The sequence below is a fragment of the Bacillus sp. AR2-1 genome, assembly GCF_008368755.1.
GTDB classification, from domain to species: domain Bacteria; phylum Bacillota; class Bacilli; order Bacillales; family Bacillaceae_G; genus Bacillus_A; species Bacillus_A wiedmannii.
In genome coordinates, this window is the sequence record NZ_QORY01000017.1 from 110,453 (window position 1) to 126,133 (window position 15,681).

At 34.8% G+C, this 15,681-nt stretch carries 16 protein-coding genes and 1 riboswitch; of the genes, 14 read left to right on the forward strand and 2 right to left on the reverse strand.

The annotated features are described in order from the left end of the window. Positions 1–27 precede the first annotated feature (27 nt). The 6 genes from resB to DT250_RS19290 all read left to right on the forward strand — a co-directional run bounded on the left by resB (position 28) and on the right by DT250_RS19290 (position 7,038). The gene (gene resB / locus DT250_RS19265; protein WP_000910540.1) at positions 28–1,653 is read left to right on the forward strand and encodes a cytochrome c biogenesis protein ResB; all 1,626 of its coding nucleotides are present in this window, start codon (positions 28–30) and stop codon (positions 1,651–1,653) included. A gap of 14 nt (positions 1,654–1,667) precedes the next feature. Beyond that, positions 1,668–2,825, forward strand: a complete 1,158-nt coding sequence (gene resC, locus DT250_RS19270; protein ID WP_087985530.1) for a cytochrome c biogenesis protein ResC — start codon at positions 1,668–1,670, stop codon at positions 2,823–2,825. 302 nt (positions 2,826–3,127) lie between these two features. Continuing rightward, positions 3,128–3,844: a DNA-binding response regulator ResD gene (resD, locus tag DT250_RS19275; protein WP_000426862.1), complete on the forward strand. Its 717-nt coding sequence runs from the start codon at positions 3,128–3,130 to the stop codon at positions 3,842–3,844. Next, entirely contained in the window at positions 3,844–5,619 is a 1,776-nt protein-coding gene (gene resE, locus DT250_RS19280) for a sensor histidine kinase ResE (RefSeq protein ID WP_000964666.1), read from the forward strand. The genes resD and resE overlap by 1 nt, the downstream gene beginning before the upstream one ends. A gap of 137 nt (positions 5,620–5,756) precedes the next feature. Beyond that, positions 5,757–6,338 (forward strand): cob(I)yrinic acid a,c-diamide adenosyltransferase, encoded by a 582-nt coding sequence (locus DT250_RS19285; RefSeq protein WP_149213552.1) that lies wholly within the window; start codon positions 5,757–5,759, stop codon positions 6,336–6,338. 85 nt (positions 6,339–6,423) lie between these two features. After that, a complete protein-coding gene (locus DT250_RS19290) occupies positions 6,424–7,038 on the forward strand; it encodes a peptidoglycan DD-metalloendopeptidase family protein (RefSeq protein ID WP_088062685.1) in 615 nt (204 codons plus the stop codon). A 30-nt stretch (positions 7,039–7,068) separates the two neighbouring features. Here the strand turns inward: DT250_RS19290 and DT250_RS19295 are convergent, their stop codons facing one another. Further along, a complete protein-coding gene (locus tag DT250_RS19295) occupies positions 7,069–7,755 on the reverse strand; it encodes a hypothetical protein (RefSeq protein WP_000711800.1) in 687 nt (228 codons plus the stop codon). 245 nt (positions 7,756–8,000) lie between these two features. Further along, positions 8,001–8,140, forward strand: a riboswitch (FMN riboswitch). Between the two features lie 162 nt (positions 8,141–8,302). On the opposite strand from DT250_RS19295, the gene DT250_RS19300 reads away from it, so the two are divergent. Continuing rightward, positions 8,303–8,881: an ECF transporter S component gene (locus DT250_RS19300; RefSeq protein ID WP_000810851.1), complete on the forward strand. Its 579-nt coding sequence runs from the start codon at positions 8,303–8,305 to the stop codon at positions 8,879–8,881. A 123-nt stretch (positions 8,882–9,004) separates the two neighbouring features. On the opposite strand, the gene DT250_RS19305 is transcribed toward DT250_RS19300, so the two are convergent. Next, entirely contained in the window at positions 9,005–9,253 is a 249-nt protein-coding gene (locus DT250_RS19305; RefSeq protein ID WP_001151994.1) for a ferredoxin, read from the reverse strand. A gap of 289 nt (positions 9,254–9,542) precedes the next feature. Between DT250_RS19305 and DT250_RS19310 the strand changes: the two genes are divergently transcribed. From DT250_RS19310 to DT250_RS19340, 7 genes are all read left to right on the forward strand, one after another. Then, on the forward strand, positions 9,543–10,604 hold the full coding sequence (locus tag DT250_RS19310; RefSeq protein ID WP_088062686.1) for a YpbB family protein: 1,062 nt from the start codon (positions 9,543–9,545) through the stop codon (positions 10,602–10,604). Continuing rightward, positions 10,594–12,123, forward strand: a complete 1,530-nt coding sequence (locus DT250_RS19315; protein ID WP_098146463.1) for a RecQ family ATP-dependent DNA helicase — start codon at positions 10,594–10,596, stop codon at positions 12,121–12,123. Before DT250_RS19310 ends, DT250_RS19315 begins: the two co-directional genes overlap by 11 nt. Then, positions 12,123–12,686 carry a CPBP family intramembrane glutamic endopeptidase gene (locus DT250_RS19320; RefSeq protein WP_001025770.1) on the forward strand — a complete coding sequence of 188 codons (564 nt, stop codon included), beginning with the start codon at positions 12,123–12,125 and terminating at the stop codon, positions 12,684–12,686. Before DT250_RS19315 ends, DT250_RS19320 begins: the two co-directional genes overlap by 1 nt. 22 nt (positions 12,687–12,708) lie before the next feature. Next, entirely contained in the window at positions 12,709–13,188 is a 480-nt protein-coding gene (locus DT250_RS19325) for a LysM peptidoglycan-binding domain-containing protein (RefSeq protein ID WP_001231546.1), read from the forward strand. Positions 13,189–13,246: 58 nt separating this feature from the next. Continuing rightward, positions 13,247–14,023, forward strand: coding sequence for a metallophosphoesterase (locus tag DT250_RS19330; protein ID WP_000637808.1), 777 nt, complete (start codon positions 13,247–13,249; stop codon positions 14,021–14,023). After that, a complete protein-coding gene (locus DT250_RS19335; RefSeq protein WP_142291699.1) occupies positions 14,023–14,898 on the forward strand; it encodes a MerR family transcriptional regulator in 876 nt (291 codons plus the stop codon). The genes DT250_RS19330 and DT250_RS19335 overlap by 1 nt, the downstream gene beginning before the upstream one ends. A 77-nt stretch (positions 14,899–14,975) precedes the next feature. After that, complete coding sequence (locus DT250_RS19340) at positions 14,976–15,584, forward strand: genetic competence negative regulator (RefSeq protein ID WP_001235391.1); 609 nt, start codon at positions 14,976–14,978, stop codon at positions 15,582–15,584. Positions 15,585–15,681 lie beyond the last annotated feature (97 nt).

A 15,681-nucleotide genomic window follows, 5' to 3' on the forward strand; every position in this document is an offset into this window, starting at 1 on the left:
GTACATATAGATATAGGGGCGGTGAGAGTGTTGAAAGAAATTAAGTGTGAATGTGGACACGTTAATCCGATAGGAACTGTTTTTTGTGAAGCATGTGGGAAACCATTTGAAAGCAATGAAAATATAAAACTATTGGATATGCGCTATGAGGGGAGTGCTCGGAGATCTCTCACGCAAACAAAAACGATAGTCGATAAAATTTGGAGCTTTTTCTCTTCTGTAAAAGTGGGTGTATGGCTCATTGTAATCACTTTAGCTGCATCAGCGATAGGAACTATTTTTCCACAAGAAATGTACATAACTCCAGGAATTGCACCAGCTGAATATTATAAGCAAGAATACGGATTTTTAGGGCAATTATACTATCAATTAGGATTTAATAATTTATACGGTTCATGGTGGTATATGATTTTAATTGCTTCAATTGGTATTTCACTTGTGATATGTAGCTTAGACCGTGTCATTCCACTTTATAAAGCTTTAAAGAAGCAAGGGGTGAAAAGACACCCTAGCTTTTTAAAGAGACAAAGATTATACGGTACTGGTACACCGCAAGATGGTGATCTTGAAAGAGTGCAAAAGAATTTAAAGAAAAGAAACTATAACGTGAAAGTGGAAGACGGAAATATTTTGGCGGAAAAGGGACGGTTTTCACGCTGGGGTCCATATGTGAATCATATTGGTCTCATTATCTTTTTATTCGGTGCAATGCTCCGTTTTTTACCGAGTATGTACGTAGACGAAGCCCTTTGGTTACGTGACGGTGAAACGAAAGAAATACCAGGAACGGATGGTCAATACTATTTAAAAAACGAGAAATTTATTAAGGAAGTTTATGATAAAAGTAAGGACAAGGAAGTTTTTGATGAAGCGATTGATCGTGTAGGCGATAAAATGATTGCGAAAAACTTCCAAACGAATGCTGTATTATATAAAGCGGTCGGCGAAAATATAGCAGGACAAAAACCGAAATTAGAAAAAGTAAAAGAAGCGGAAATTCGAGTGAATGAACCGCTGAAATTTGATCAATTTGCTATATATCAAGTGGATTACAAAGAAAGTGAATTTAAAAGCATGTCATTCCATTTGCAAAACAAAGAAAATAATCAAAAGTGGGGACCGATCAAAGTTGATTTAACGAACCCTACAGAAAAATATGATTTAGGAAATGGTTATTCTTTAGAACTATTAAGCTATTTCCCTGACTTTTATTTTGATGAGAGTGGAAGACCAAATACGAAAACGAAATTACCAAACAACCCTGCATTTGTGTTTAAAATGTTTACGCCTGAAACACCAGATGGTGAAGTGAGTTTTGTTGGTATTCAGCAAAATATAGAACCTGATGGAAATAATAAATATAAAATGTCGTTTGCAGGTGTGGAAATGCAAAATGCAACAGCACTTACTGTAAGGAAAGATTTAACGCTTTGGATTCTCGGTATTGGAGGATTTATATTTATGGTTGGTGTCATTCAAGGGATGTATTGGAATCATCGTCGTATTTGGATACAACGCGTTAATGATGAATGGTGGATTGCAGGACACACGAATAAAAATTGGTTCGGTTTAAAGAAAGATATTGAAAGAGTACTAGAAGGTACGGCAATTCCGCAGCCAAGCGATAAAGTAGTGGATAAAAAAATTAGTTAAGGTGGGGAAACGATATGGTGCAAATAAGTAGTAACTTTCTCTTTACCGCATTTATTTTATATTTAATTGCAACTCTATTTTTCGGGGGAGCAATTAAAGAAAAAGGTCATAAATGGGCAAATATAGGAATAACGATTACAATTTTAGGGTTTATTGCACAAACAGTATATTTTGTTACAAGATGGATTGCATCAGGACATGCACCAGTTAGTAACTTTTTTGAATTCGGTACATTTTTCGGCATGATGCTTGTCGGAGCATTTATTGTCATGTATTTTATGTATCGCGTAAGTATAATCGGACTTTTTGCATTACCAGTTGCACTTTTATTAATTGCCTATGCAAGTATGTTTCCGAGGGAAATATCTCCGCTTATTCCTTCTTTAAAAAGTAATTGGTTGCATATTCACGTGACGACTGCAGCAGCAGGACAAGCAATTTTAGCAATTAGTTTTATTACGGGCGTTATGTATTTATTGAAAAATGTAGACCAATCAACGAGAAGCAAACGTACATTTTGGTTAGAAACGGTAGTGTTCACACTTGTTTGTACAGTTGGTTTTATTGGAGTGACAACGTTATTTTCTAGTATGAAATATGAAGCGAAGTTTCAATGGGTTGATAAAAATGAACAACAAGTGGAAATGAAGTACAATCTTCCAGCTTTAGTAGGACCGCACGAAGGAAAGTTATTGACAGAAAATAAATTAGAACCGACAGTTGAAGTTCCAGCGATTGTAAATGCGAAAAAATTAAATACTGTTATTTGGTCAGTGTTAGTTGGGACATTACTTTATATTGTATTAAGACTTGTTTTACGCAAACGAGTATCGGCAGCACTTCAGCCGTTAGTAAAGAATACAAATAGTGATTTACTGGATGAAATCGGATATCGTTCTATTGCAATTGGATTCCCGGTTTTCACATTAGGTGCATTAATTTTTGCCATGATTTGGGCTCAAATAGCGTGGACACGTTTTTGGGGTTGGGATCCAAAAGAGGTTTGGGCGCTTATTACTTGGCTCTTTTATGCGGCGGTATTACATTTACGCTTATCAAAAGGGTGGCACGGAGAGAAGTCAGCGTGGTTAGCGGTAATTGGTTTTGCAATCATTATGTTTAACTTTATTGTAGTAAACTTAATTATCGCGGGTTTACATTCATACGCATAGAGAAATAAAATAGGAGAGTGAATGTCACTTTCCTATTTTATTTTTGTCAATTTTTCTTCTTTTTTGAGAAAAACATGACAAAGTAGCGGTTGATTTTGTAAAATGATGTCGAGGACATTATATCCTGTTCAAAAAAAATACATAGTTTTGGAAAAAAATTGAACAAACTTTATTATTCTTGTGAAGCATAATATGGGAAGTGAAACATTTAGAAGATTGCTTAAATAAACGAGAATAGCGCAACATACTAGTGTAGAAGGGTAGGTGTAAACCGTTGTGGTAAAAGTACGCAACGGGTAGAAATGGAAAATGAATCAAGAATTTTAATTGTAGACGATGAGGATCGTATTCGTCGTTTGTTGAAAATGTATTTAGAAAGAGAACAATATACAATTGAAGAAGCGGACAATGGTGATACAGCTTTAGAAATGGCGTTACAAAATGATTACGATTTGATCCTATTAGATCTTATGATGCCAGGTAAAGATGGTATTGAAGTGTGTAAAGGGGTTCGTGAGAAGAAAGCGACGCCAATTATTATGTTGACGGCAAAAGGTGAAGAAGTAAACCGAGTACAAGGGTTTGAGGTAGGAACTGATGATTATATTGTGAAACCATTTAGCCCACGTGAAGTAGTGCTTCGTGTGAAAGCGGTCTTACGCCGTTCTGTACCAACAACGTTCTTTACACAAGATACAACGACAAAAGATGTTACTGTGTTCCCTCATTTAACAATTGATAATGATGCACACCGTGTTACAGCAGATGGTAATGAAGTAAACTTAACACCGAAAGAGTACGAATTACTATTATTCTTGGCGAAAGCGCCTGATAAGGTATTTGATCGTGAGCAATTGTTAAAAGAAGTATGGCAATATGAATTCTTCGGAGATTTACGTACAGTTGATACGCATGTAAAGCGTTTACGTGAGAAGTTAAGCAAAAAATCACCAGATGCTGCGAAGATGATTGTTACCGTTTGGGGCGTAGGTTACAAGTTTGAGGTTGTGAACGACTGATGCTTTGGAGAAGTGTAGTAGGGAAATTATGGATGACCATATTGCTTCTCGTTTCGTTTGTGCTCGGATTTGTTGCGATTTTACTTTCACAGTTTTTTAGAACATATTATGTTGATATGAGTGAAGCTAGGCTTCAAAAAGTTGCAACAAGTGTTTCAGAGTTAATTGAAGAAGGTGCCGATGTAAAAACGATTGAGAATATCGCGTACAAATTCTCTGATCCACTTTCAAGGATCATTATTGTAGAAGATGGTAAAGAAATATCTTCTTCGCCGAAACAAGAAGGATTAGTCACTCTTACAATGGATGATTTGAAAGAAGACAAAGAATTAGCGGCTGTTTTTACAGACAAAAAAGAAATTAAGAATAACATTAGAAAAGCCTCTAATAGTAGAAAGAATAAAAACACTGAAAATGATATTATGATTGTCGGAAAACCAGTGCATTCAAAAAATCAAAGTGCAGTGTTCGTATACGAATCTTTACAAGTACCGATACAAGGTATGGAGAGAACGACTGATTTTATATTCTTATCAGCAGGGATTGCGATTATATTAACAACGTTCTTTGCATTCTTCTTATCTACTCGAATTACAGCACCACTCCGTAAAATGCGTGAGGTTGCTTTTGAGGTCGCGCGTGGGAAGTTTGATGCGAAAGCACCTATGGTATCTCAGGATGAGATTGGTGAGCTTGCAACGGCCTTAAATCAAATGGGGAAACAGTTGAAGTTTAATATGAATGCCCTGCAGCAAGAAAAAGAACAGTTAGCAAGTATTTTAAGTAGTATGGCAGATGGGGTTATTACGTTAAATCAAGAAGGTGAAGTCGTTGTAATTAATCCGCCGGCTGAACATTTCTTACAAGTTTGGCAAGAGGAAAAGGAAGTAGAGCTCAGTAAAAAACTACCTTCTGAACTTGTTGAACTATTCCATCTCGTTGTAGAAAGTGAGCAACAACAAGTGGTTGAAATTAATTTACAAAAAGGGAACTATGTAGTTCTTATGACGCCGCTTTACAATCAAACGAAAATTCGTGGTGCTGTAGCTGTATTACGTGATATGACGGAAGAGCGCCGTCTTGAGAAGATGCGTCAAGACTTTATTGCGAACGTATCACATGAACTTCGTACACCGATGGTAATGCTTCAAGGGTATAGTGAAGCGATTTTAGATGATATTGTGCAAACGAAAGAAGAAATTAATGAGTTTGTTCAAATTATTTATGATGAATCCGTTCGTTTAGGTAAACTTGTAAATGAACTATTAGATTTAGCGCGTATGGAAAGTGGTAATGTAGAGTTACATATAGGTGAAGTTGATATTCATCCTTTCGTTGAAAAAATAGGTCGTAAATTCCAAGGAATTGCAAAGGATAAAGAAGTCGCATTAACGGTTGATTTCCAGAATCCAATTGAACAATACCCGTTTGATGCAGATCGTATGGAACAAGTATTGACGAATTTAATTGATAACGCAATTCGTCATACGAATGCAGGCGGACATGTAACGCTTGTAATTAATACGAAAAATAATGGTCTTACTTTTGAAGTACAAGATTCGGGCGCTGGTATTCCAGAAGAAGATATTCCATTTTTATTTGATCGTTTCTACAAAGCTGATAAAGCAAGAACACGTGGGAAAAAAGGTGGAACGGGGCTCGGGCTTGCGATTGCAAAAAATATTGTGCAAGGCCATGATGGTAAAATTGCTGTTTCAAGTGTTGTTGGAGAGGGAACTACATTCTCTGTATATTTACCGAATCGTATAATTTAGATATACGTTTTTAAAGTTGATAATGAATAAAGTTCTACTGTTTTTTATTTTTTTGTAAAATCAATTAAATAAATAATAGTAGAACTTTTTTTCTATCTTAGTCGAATGAAGAATAGCAAGAGGGGTGTCGTGAAGCGATGAAATTATATACGAAAACAGGAGATAAAGGGACAACAAGTGTAATAGGCGGCAGAGTGGATAAAGATAATATCCGAGTTGAAGCATATGGCACGATAGATGAGGCGAATTCTCATATTGGATATGCAATGACTAAGCTACAAGGCGGATCTTTTGGAGATATTTACAATGAACTTGAAAATATTCAACATGAACTATTTGATTGCGGGGGAGACTTGGCGATAGTAGAGGGGGAAATTCCTTATAAAGTAACGGTTGAAATGGTTGAAAGCTTAGAAAGAAGGATTGATTCGTATATAGAAGAAGCACCGCCGTTAGAGCGTTTTATTTTACCAGGTGGAAGCGAAGCGGCAGCTGCTATTCATATTGCACGTACAGTTGTAAGGCGAGCAGAACGATGTGTAGTGTCCTTGCAAAAAGAAGGGAAAATAAATGAAGTTGTTCTAAAGTATGTAAATAGATTATCTGATTATTTGTTTGCGGTAGCTAGAGTAATAAACGCTCGATTACAAGTAAAAGATGTGGAGTATAATCGCAGTGCAATCGTTTTTCGTGATAAAAACGAGAAGGAAGTGGAGTGATTCACTTTCTTTTTTTGTATACTTTTTTCTGTAATATACCAAAATAAGAGAAGGTATGGTGTTAATTAGAAAACGGAGGATGTATATGAAAGTGTTAAAATGTGGCGTCATGTTATTGACGGTATTGTTTTTTTCTCAATTACATGTGTACGCAGAGGGAAATCAATGGACATGGCCTGTTGAAGGGCAGATAAGTGATTATTTTGGGACAAGGCATGGAAAACACTACGGTATAGATATAGCGGCACCGATTGGCACGCCTGTGGCAGCTATTCAAGAAGGTAAGGTAACAAAGTCTTACTATTCAAGTAGTTATGGAAACGTTGTATTTATTAAACATGGAGAATATGAGGCCGTGTATGCGCATTTAAATAAGAGATATGTAGTTCAAGGGGATTATATTTCAAAAGGAGAAATAATTGGAGAAGTAGGAAATACAGGAGAATCGAGAGGTGCACACTTACATTTAGAAGTTCATCAAGGAAGATGGACGATGGCGAAAAAGAATGCGATGAATCCATTGCTTGTTCTAAATGAACAGAGAAATGAAGTTGTTTCCTCATCCTTATATGTCGTCCAAAAAGGGGACACTTTAGTTAGTATTGCACGGAAATTTAGTATGTCAGTTAAGGAAGTTAAAGATAAAAATGGACTGCAGCAAGATAGGATTTATCCAAATCAACAATTATACGTAAAGTAAAAAAAGAGCTAGTTAAACTAGCTCTTTTTTTTACCAAAAAATAAAGACACATATAAATCCAGAAATAGCTAAGTAGCTATATAAGTAAAATACTTTCGTTCTTGTTTTTTCGTTCGTTCGAAATAGTACAATAGTCGGTTCAATTAAACCGATTGTCAAACAAAGTAAACCAAGAAGCATACAACCGATTGAAATGGAGTACAGGGCGATTTGTGGTGCTTGAAATGGAATCATCCATTTTAATAAAAATGCAATAAGTGCAGTGTAGCAAATGCTGCCGATGTATTTATTCAACGGTGCATTAGAACGGAACCCTGGAAGTTTTTTCAAGAAGGAGCGGGAAACAACTTCAGTTTGTAAAGATGTGTGCTCTTCAATTATTTTTTGAGCTTCTTTTCCTTTTTGGAAAAGGGATAATATCCAGTTTCGCTCACCTTGAAAAATAAATTGAGAAGTTGTCAAATAATGATCCACCTTCACTTTATTCCAACTTTTCCATGGGTGACGCTCACACAGTTTTAATTTACTCTCTGTTTTTTTATCATACTGATAAATACTGATGCCATCTTCATCGAAAGCAGCATAGTATGTCTCGCTTGAGAATGTGCCTAAATCAATTGGACAGTAGAAAAGTAATTCTTTTTTTAAGTAAAAGTATTCTTTTCTTAAGTTTTTTTTCATTGCTTCTCGAATAGAGTGTCTCTTTTCTTTTTTCATGACATTTCCTCCATAATCCAGAAAATGTTCTTATCTTAACAATTCAACATCTTATCACTTTTCATTATATATGACTAGGGGATTCATAGGGGAAATGCCGAATACTAAAAAATCTGGGGTGTATTGTAAAATATAGTGATTGGTTTTAATTATATAAAATTAATAACTTATTTTTAATAAGTTACACTTTTTTTGTTCACAATACGATTATGTTGTTGTATAATAAAGTGGAAAATAGAATATCGGTCTATCTTCGGGGCAGGGTGAAAATCCCGACCGGCGGTGATGAACTATATGTGATTTTGTTCTAAGCCCGCGAGCCGTTAAGGCAGGATTTGGTGTGATTCCAAAGCCGACAGTATAGTCTGGATGGGAGAAGATGGAGGTTCAAGCGTTCAAAAAAGATATGGATTTGAACGTCTGTTTGATGTGCCTTAAATTCTCCCTTTGTGTAAAACACAAAGGGTTTTTTCGTTCTATGAAAAAGTAGGCATAGCAGAACCTTTCCACTTTCCATGAGAAGATCGATGGAAAAGGAGAGAGAAAGATGAAACAAAAAAACAGTGTAGTGCAGATGGTGAGTGTAGCGATGCTAAGTAGTATTGCATATTTACTGATGATGTTGGATTTCCCGTTTCCAGGGCTTCCGCCATTTTTAAAGATTGATTTTAGTGATGTACCAGCTCTAATTGCAGCAATTATTTTCGGGCCAGTTGCAGGGATAATTGTAGAGGCGATAAAGAATATTTTACATTACGGAATTCAAGGGAGTTTAACGGGAGTGCCAGTTGGAGAAATTGCTAACTTTATTGCAGGATGTTTATTTATTGGACCGGCAGCTTTCTTATTTAGAAAGTATCGTACTGTTAAGAGTTTAACGACAGGATTAATGCTAGGGACAATTACAATGGCGCTCATTATGAGTGTATTAAATTACATCATTATATTCCCAGCTTACACTTGGTTTTTAAATTCACCAGCTATGTCTAGCGAGGCTATAAGAACAACGGTTGTAACGGCAATCTTACCATTTAATTTGATTAAAGGAATTGTTGTGACAATTGTATTTGTAGCGTTATTCTCACGCCTGAAAGTATGGGTGTTTGCAAAAATGAAAAATGCATAAAATATAAAATAAAACCATTAGTAGTATGGAACTACTAGTGGTTTTTTATTAAGTAGAATGAAAATAGAAAACAAAAAATATCCCTCATATGAATGAGGGATATTTTTTGAAGTTAATAAAAGACTATTCGAATTTTAAAGAGTCGCCATCAAATGATTCATCAGCAACTTTAATTGAGTCAGTTGGACAACCTTCGAATGCATCCATCATATCTTCAATTAATACATCTGGAATTTCAACGATACCTTGGTTATCGTCTAACGTTACAAATGCAATACCTTCATCATCATAATCATAAATGTCTGGTGCAGCAGCGCCGCAAGCACCACATGCGATACAAGTATCTTTATCAACGATTGTATATTTTGCCATCTTTTTTCCCTCCTGATAATATGTATGTGAAAAGCTCGCCATAAAAATTATAACCTTATTGTAAAACGGTTTTTAAAACTTTTCAACATAAAATTATAATGATAATCCTTATCAATTAGAGTGTCAACTAATTTTTGCATTATGTCATAAGATTTTCAAAATACGTAAATGTTATTTCGTTTGGTACAATATACTATATACAAGTACATAGTGCCGATATGATAAGTTTAATGAGTAAGTGCAATCATACTAAAAAGTAATTAAGCTAGATTGAAAGGTGGAAGCGGTAATGCAACTACAATATACTTTATTGTATTGTTTAAAACAATTGAATGGTGAAAGGACCGTTTCTTCTATTTATTATTTATTAAAAGGAAAACGATCTTCGCAAACGTTACAAGATGGAAACATGTTCCGAATTTCATTTTTGTTTGGAATATATAAATCGTTAAATAGAACAGACTATGATCGTGAAGTTGCAAAGTTGTTGCAAGCAGATTTGATTCGAGAAATACATGAAAATACATATTTGTTAACATCTAAAGGTAAAATGCAGTTACATACATGGGAGGAAGTGTATGCTTTTCCCGCGCATTTACATAGTTTACACTATGGTGAATTAGGTGAAACATTTTGGAAACGTTTATCATTAATTATTCAAACTATATCTAATTTACAACAGAATAATACGAAATTTATTCCCATTCAACAAGATACAGAAATAATGATGTGGGTAAAACGCTTTTTAACAGGTATACCATATAGGCGAAGTGAATTGGCTAAAAGATTATGGAAAGAAATACATAATCTTTTAGGAAAAGGTGATGTAGTAGAAGCGACGATTGTAACATATAGATTAACAGGATATGAACGTATCGGTTGTACATTGCAGCAATTAGCGGAAATTACGAAACAAGATATATTCCGGGTGTATTTTTTATTTTGGGGTACGATTCACTTCTTTATACAAGAAGTTCACGATAAAGAAAATGAATTTCCGCTATTGGCTGAGATTATCTCTTATCCAAATGAGAGAGCTGAATTATTTAGTTTATCAACGAAAAAAACATATAATTTTTGGAGACAAGGACGCTCTTTAGATGAAATAGCGACAATTAGAAATTTAAAGGTTGCAACGATAGAAGATCATTTTGTTGAAATTGCTTTGCGGGAAAAAGAGTTTTCAATCGAGATGTTTATGGAAAAAGACAAAATAGATAAAGTAACAAAAGTAATTGAGGCATTACAAACACGTAAGTTGCGTGAGTTGAAACAAGCGGTTGGAGAGGGTATCTCTTATTTTGAAGTTCGTCTTGTATTGGCGCGGATGGAGGGTATAAATGAAGCTTGAGGAATATTTATATAGATGGTTTGGATATTCTGAATTTCGTACAGGGCAAAAAGGGGTAATTACAGATTTATTAGAAGGAAAAGATGTTATAGCAATGCTCCCGACTGGAAGAGGGAAGTCTATGTGCTATCAACTTCCAGGGCTAATGCAAGAAGGAACCGTGCTTGTTGTATCACCATTATTATCTTTGATGGAAGATCAAGTTACACAATTAAAGTATGTTGTGAAAAACCGAGTAATAGCACTTAATAGTTTTCGGACATTACATGAAAAAAGAGAAGCGATGAAAAAATTAGCTTCATATAAATTTATTTTTGTTTCACCAGAGATGTTGCAGTCGGAAGTGTTAATAAGAGAATTGAAGAAAGTTCATATTTCATTATTTGTTGTGGATGAGGCTCATTGTATTTCACAATGGGGTTATGATTTTAGGCCAGACTATAAAAAACTAAATGTAGTCATTGAAAATATCGGGTCTCCTACGGTGCTAGCATTAACGGCAACAGCGACAAAAGATGTACTCCGAGATATAGCAGAGAGTTTAGATTTGAAGAAAGTGACGCAGCATGTATACTCTATTGATCGTCCAAATATTGCGATGGAAGTACAATTTGTGGAGACGATAGAAGAGAAGAAAGAAGCGCTTTTGAACCAGGTGATGTATTTACAAGGGCCAGGGATTGTATATTGTTCAAGCAGAGCGTGGACAGAACGTTTAACGGAGTATTTAAGAGGAAAAGGCGTGACTGGTGTCGCTTTTTATCATGGTGGTATGGAACATGAAGAGCGTATGTTAATTCAACAGCAGTTTATGAATGACCAGTTGCAGCTTGTAATATGTACAAGTGCTTTTGGTATGGGAGTAAATAAGTCGAATACGAGCTATATTATTCATTTTCATTATCCGACTAATATAGCTTCCTATTTACAAGAAATCGGAAGAGCTGGAAGAGATGGTGAACCGAGTATAGCTATCTTACTATGTAGTCCGTTAGATCACGATTTACCAATTTCAATAATTGAAGATGAATTGCCAAGTCAGTCGCAAATACAATTTTTATTCTCTTTACTACAAGAAAGAATGTTTCAAACGAAAGAATTACCAATAGAAGAGGTAGAAGAAATTTGTTATAATGCAGCAAGATTTAATGAACAATATTGGCGTTTCATCCGCTATCATCTTGAACAGCTTGGAATCATACAACAGCGAAAATTAAAATTAGAGAGCTTGTCAGATGAAATTATGAACAGATTAATAGTTGAAGTAGAAATAAGGCTACGTAATAAATATAGTGAGCTAGAAAACATGAAATCGTGGATACAAGTGAAAGAATGTAGGCGTGAATATTTGTTACAACAGTTCGGTTATAGAAAAGAGAACGAGTTGAAAAATTGCTGTGACTATTGTGGTATTACAAAAACAGATTATAAAAAAAGACAAGCGCAACAATCGGATTTCGACTATAATTGGGAAACAGAGTTACAAAAGCTTTTCGGTCTAGAAAAGATGGGGGAATGATGAACATTCAAAGGCATAATATTGAAGATATGAGTCCGAAAGAAATAAGGCTGAATCTGTATATCACACAGTTCATTATTATCGGTATCGGTTGTTTACTAGCATATGTATTATTCCGAGATATAAAATCGGTGTATAGTCTGTGGAAGTGGGAACCGGTGTCTATACTTATAATAGGTGGCTTGTTGGCGATTGGTATTGTGTTATTAGATTATGTTGCAATGCGAGTATTTCCAGAGTCTTGGTTTGATGATGGTGGTATTAACGATAAGATGTTTCAAGGAATGTCAGTTATGCACCTACTCGTTATTACGTTCATTATCGGCTTTGCAGAAGAATTTTTATTTAGAGGTGTAGTGCAGACGCACTTTGGAATTGTAATAGCGAGTTTAGTATTTGCAGTGTTACATATTCGGTATATAACAAAGCCATTTTTGTTTTGTTTCGTCTGTTTCATTAGTTTTGTCTTTGGTTATGTGTTTGAATGGACAGGAAATTTATTTATAACAATCTTTGCACACTTTCTTGTTGATTTTATAATGGGACTCCAATTAAGAAAATAAATGGAAGGTGGTGGTGAACAACATGAGAAAACGAATTCCTGATTTCGAAGAGGAATTAGAAGTTGAGCGAGTGGAAGAAAAAGAAAGTTTACCGCCGCGTAGTGAAATTCATAGAAATAAAGAGAAAAAAGAAAAGTTTAAAATGAATCATATTTTCGTCCGAGTTTTAACATTTCTATTCATATTACTACCAATTAGTATCTTATGGTATACAGATAAATATATTCAGGTGAAAAGTGATGGTAATAACGCTGGGAAAAGTGCGTTTGAGGTCATTTTCTTTGATTCAGCTAAATCTGAGTCTGAGGCAACATCTGAGAAAGTAGTAACGCATACGGTAAAAGAAGGAGAAACTTTAGAAAGTATAGCGAAGCAATATTTTTCAGATGAAACTGGGATTGAAGTGATTAAAAAGTATAATGATTTACAAGAAGATGAAGTGAATGTAGGTCAAGAAATAAAAATTCCGATAAAAGATAAGTCCGCAAAACAGGATAGCTAGTAGCATACCTACTATAAAAACTGAGGATTATCTTTATGCGGAAGGGAGTGAAAAATATATGATATGGATTATCTTATTAAGTGCTCTCATATGTATTGGTATTATATTTCTTCTTGTAATGTATACAGAAGCGATGCGTAATACTGTGTTAGAACATACTTTACTTTTTGAAGAATTTCCGAAAAGTTTTCAAAAAGTAAAGGTGTTTTTTATTTCTGATATTCATAGAAGGGTCATTTCAAGTTCATTAATTGAACAAGTAAAAGGAAAAGTAGACCTTGTAATTATTGGCGGTGATTTAGCGGAAAGAGGCGTCCCTTTATCGAAAATTTCTGCAAATATACAAAAGTTAAGAGCGATAGCTCCTGTATATTTTGTGTGGGGAAATAATGATTATGAGATTGAATATCATGAATTAGATGCTTTGTTATTAGAAAATAATGTGAAAGTTTTAGATAATACAAGAGTTGTATTTGAGTCTGAACTAGGAGAAAAAATTTGTTTGCTCGGTGTAGATGATGTTGGTTTGAAGCGTGATCGTTTAGATTTAGCTTTGGCTGATTGCAAAGAAGATGGTTTTCGCATATTAATTAGCCATAACCCTGATATAATAAATAAAATGTCTGGAAAAGAACAAATTTCACTTGTGTTAAGTGGACATACACATGGAGGACAGATTCGATTATTCCCATCTAAAAAATATTTAAAAGGTGGCGTATATAAGCATTCAAATATGACTCTTTTTGTTAGTAATGGGTATGGAACAACGTTGATTCCACTTCGCTTCCGAGCACCTGCTCAAACACATATTATTACGTTATGCGGAGGGAAATGATGCCAACTCTAAACGGGAAATATAACATAAAAGCTGTTTCGAATATAATTGGAATTCAGCCGAGTACGCTTCGTGCATGGGAAAGACGATATCAAATTATTGCCCCGAAGCGGAATCATGCGGGGCATCGATTATATACAGAAGAGCATATTCAAATTTTGAAATGGTTAATGGACAAGGTTTCTTCCGGCATGATGATTGGACAAGCAGTTCAATTATTAGAAGGGAATCGTTTGCAGAGTAATGTTCAAAAAGAAATACATTACGATAGAGAAGTTGTTTTAGTGGACGATTTACTGCAAGCTTTGTTAAAATTTGATGAAATTACAACTTCTGCATTGTTAAACGAGGCTTTCAGTATTTATGCAACAGAAAAAGTCATAGCAAGTATTGTTCTTCAAGTGTCAAATAAATTGTTAACGTTAAAAAATAATAATGAAGTTACAATGGTGCAATTCCAATATGTCGTATCATTTTTACAAACTCGTCTAGGAATGGTGTATCATAATGCATCATCATTTTCTTCTATACACAAAGTTGTCGTGTTAGAAAATAATATGTTGAAAGGGTTTGTTTTCTCAACGTATTTACGCTTAAAAGGATATGAGGTGATATATATTAGGTCAAGCTTAGCGGAAGATGGTATTTTGTTAGCTGTTGAGCAAATACAACCTACATATGTAGTAGTCTCTTTTGATGAGGAACGAGAACTTAAGAACGCGATAAAGGACATGAATTTGTTGCAAGAAAAAAGTGAGAAACTTTCTGTTGGGTTTATAGGAGAAATAGGTGCTCGAGATCAGTTGAACATTCAAACATGCCTAATTGGTGATACGAAAGAAGAATGGGATGATTGGTTAAAAATGTTAGAATAGTTGTTCGAAAAGAACCATCTATTTTCTATTTCATATAATAAAAATTATATTCATTGGTTACGTAGGGAGGGTATGAGATGAGGCTGGAACGATTAAATTACAATAAGATAAAAATTTTCTTAACATTTGATGATTTATCTGAACGAGGATTAACGAAAGAAGATTTGTGGAGAAATGCACCGAAAGTACAGCAATTATTTCGTGATATGATGCAAGAAGCAAATAAGGAACTAGGGTTTGAAGCGGATGGTCCAATTGCAGTTGAAGTATTTTCTCTACAAGCGCAAGGAATGGTCGTAATTGTAACGAAAGAACATCAAGATGTGGATACAGATGATGAGTTCCGTGACGAGTTTATTGAAATGCAAGTGACTCTAGATGAAAGCGAGCATATACTTTATGAGTTTGCTACACTAGATGACGTAATTAACCTGTCGAATCGTTTATATAACCTTGATGTAACTGGCGGAAAACTATATACGTGGGATGGGCGTTTCTATCTTTGGATGGAAGAAGAGGAGCAGGTTCAATTACTGAAGGCAGATTTTATAGCTATTTTAGCGGAATATGGTAATCCGTCTACAGCAACTATTTATCGTCTAATGGAGTATGGTAAAGAATTAATGGCTTCTCAAGCAATTGAACAAATACACAATTACTTTGTGAAAAAACAAAACCTTAGCTAATATAACAAAGCTAAGGTTTTGTTTTTTATTTGGAGAAACCTAAAATGTTGGTCTGAAAATGTCAAAACAATTAATGGTATAGCGGGAATCATAAATA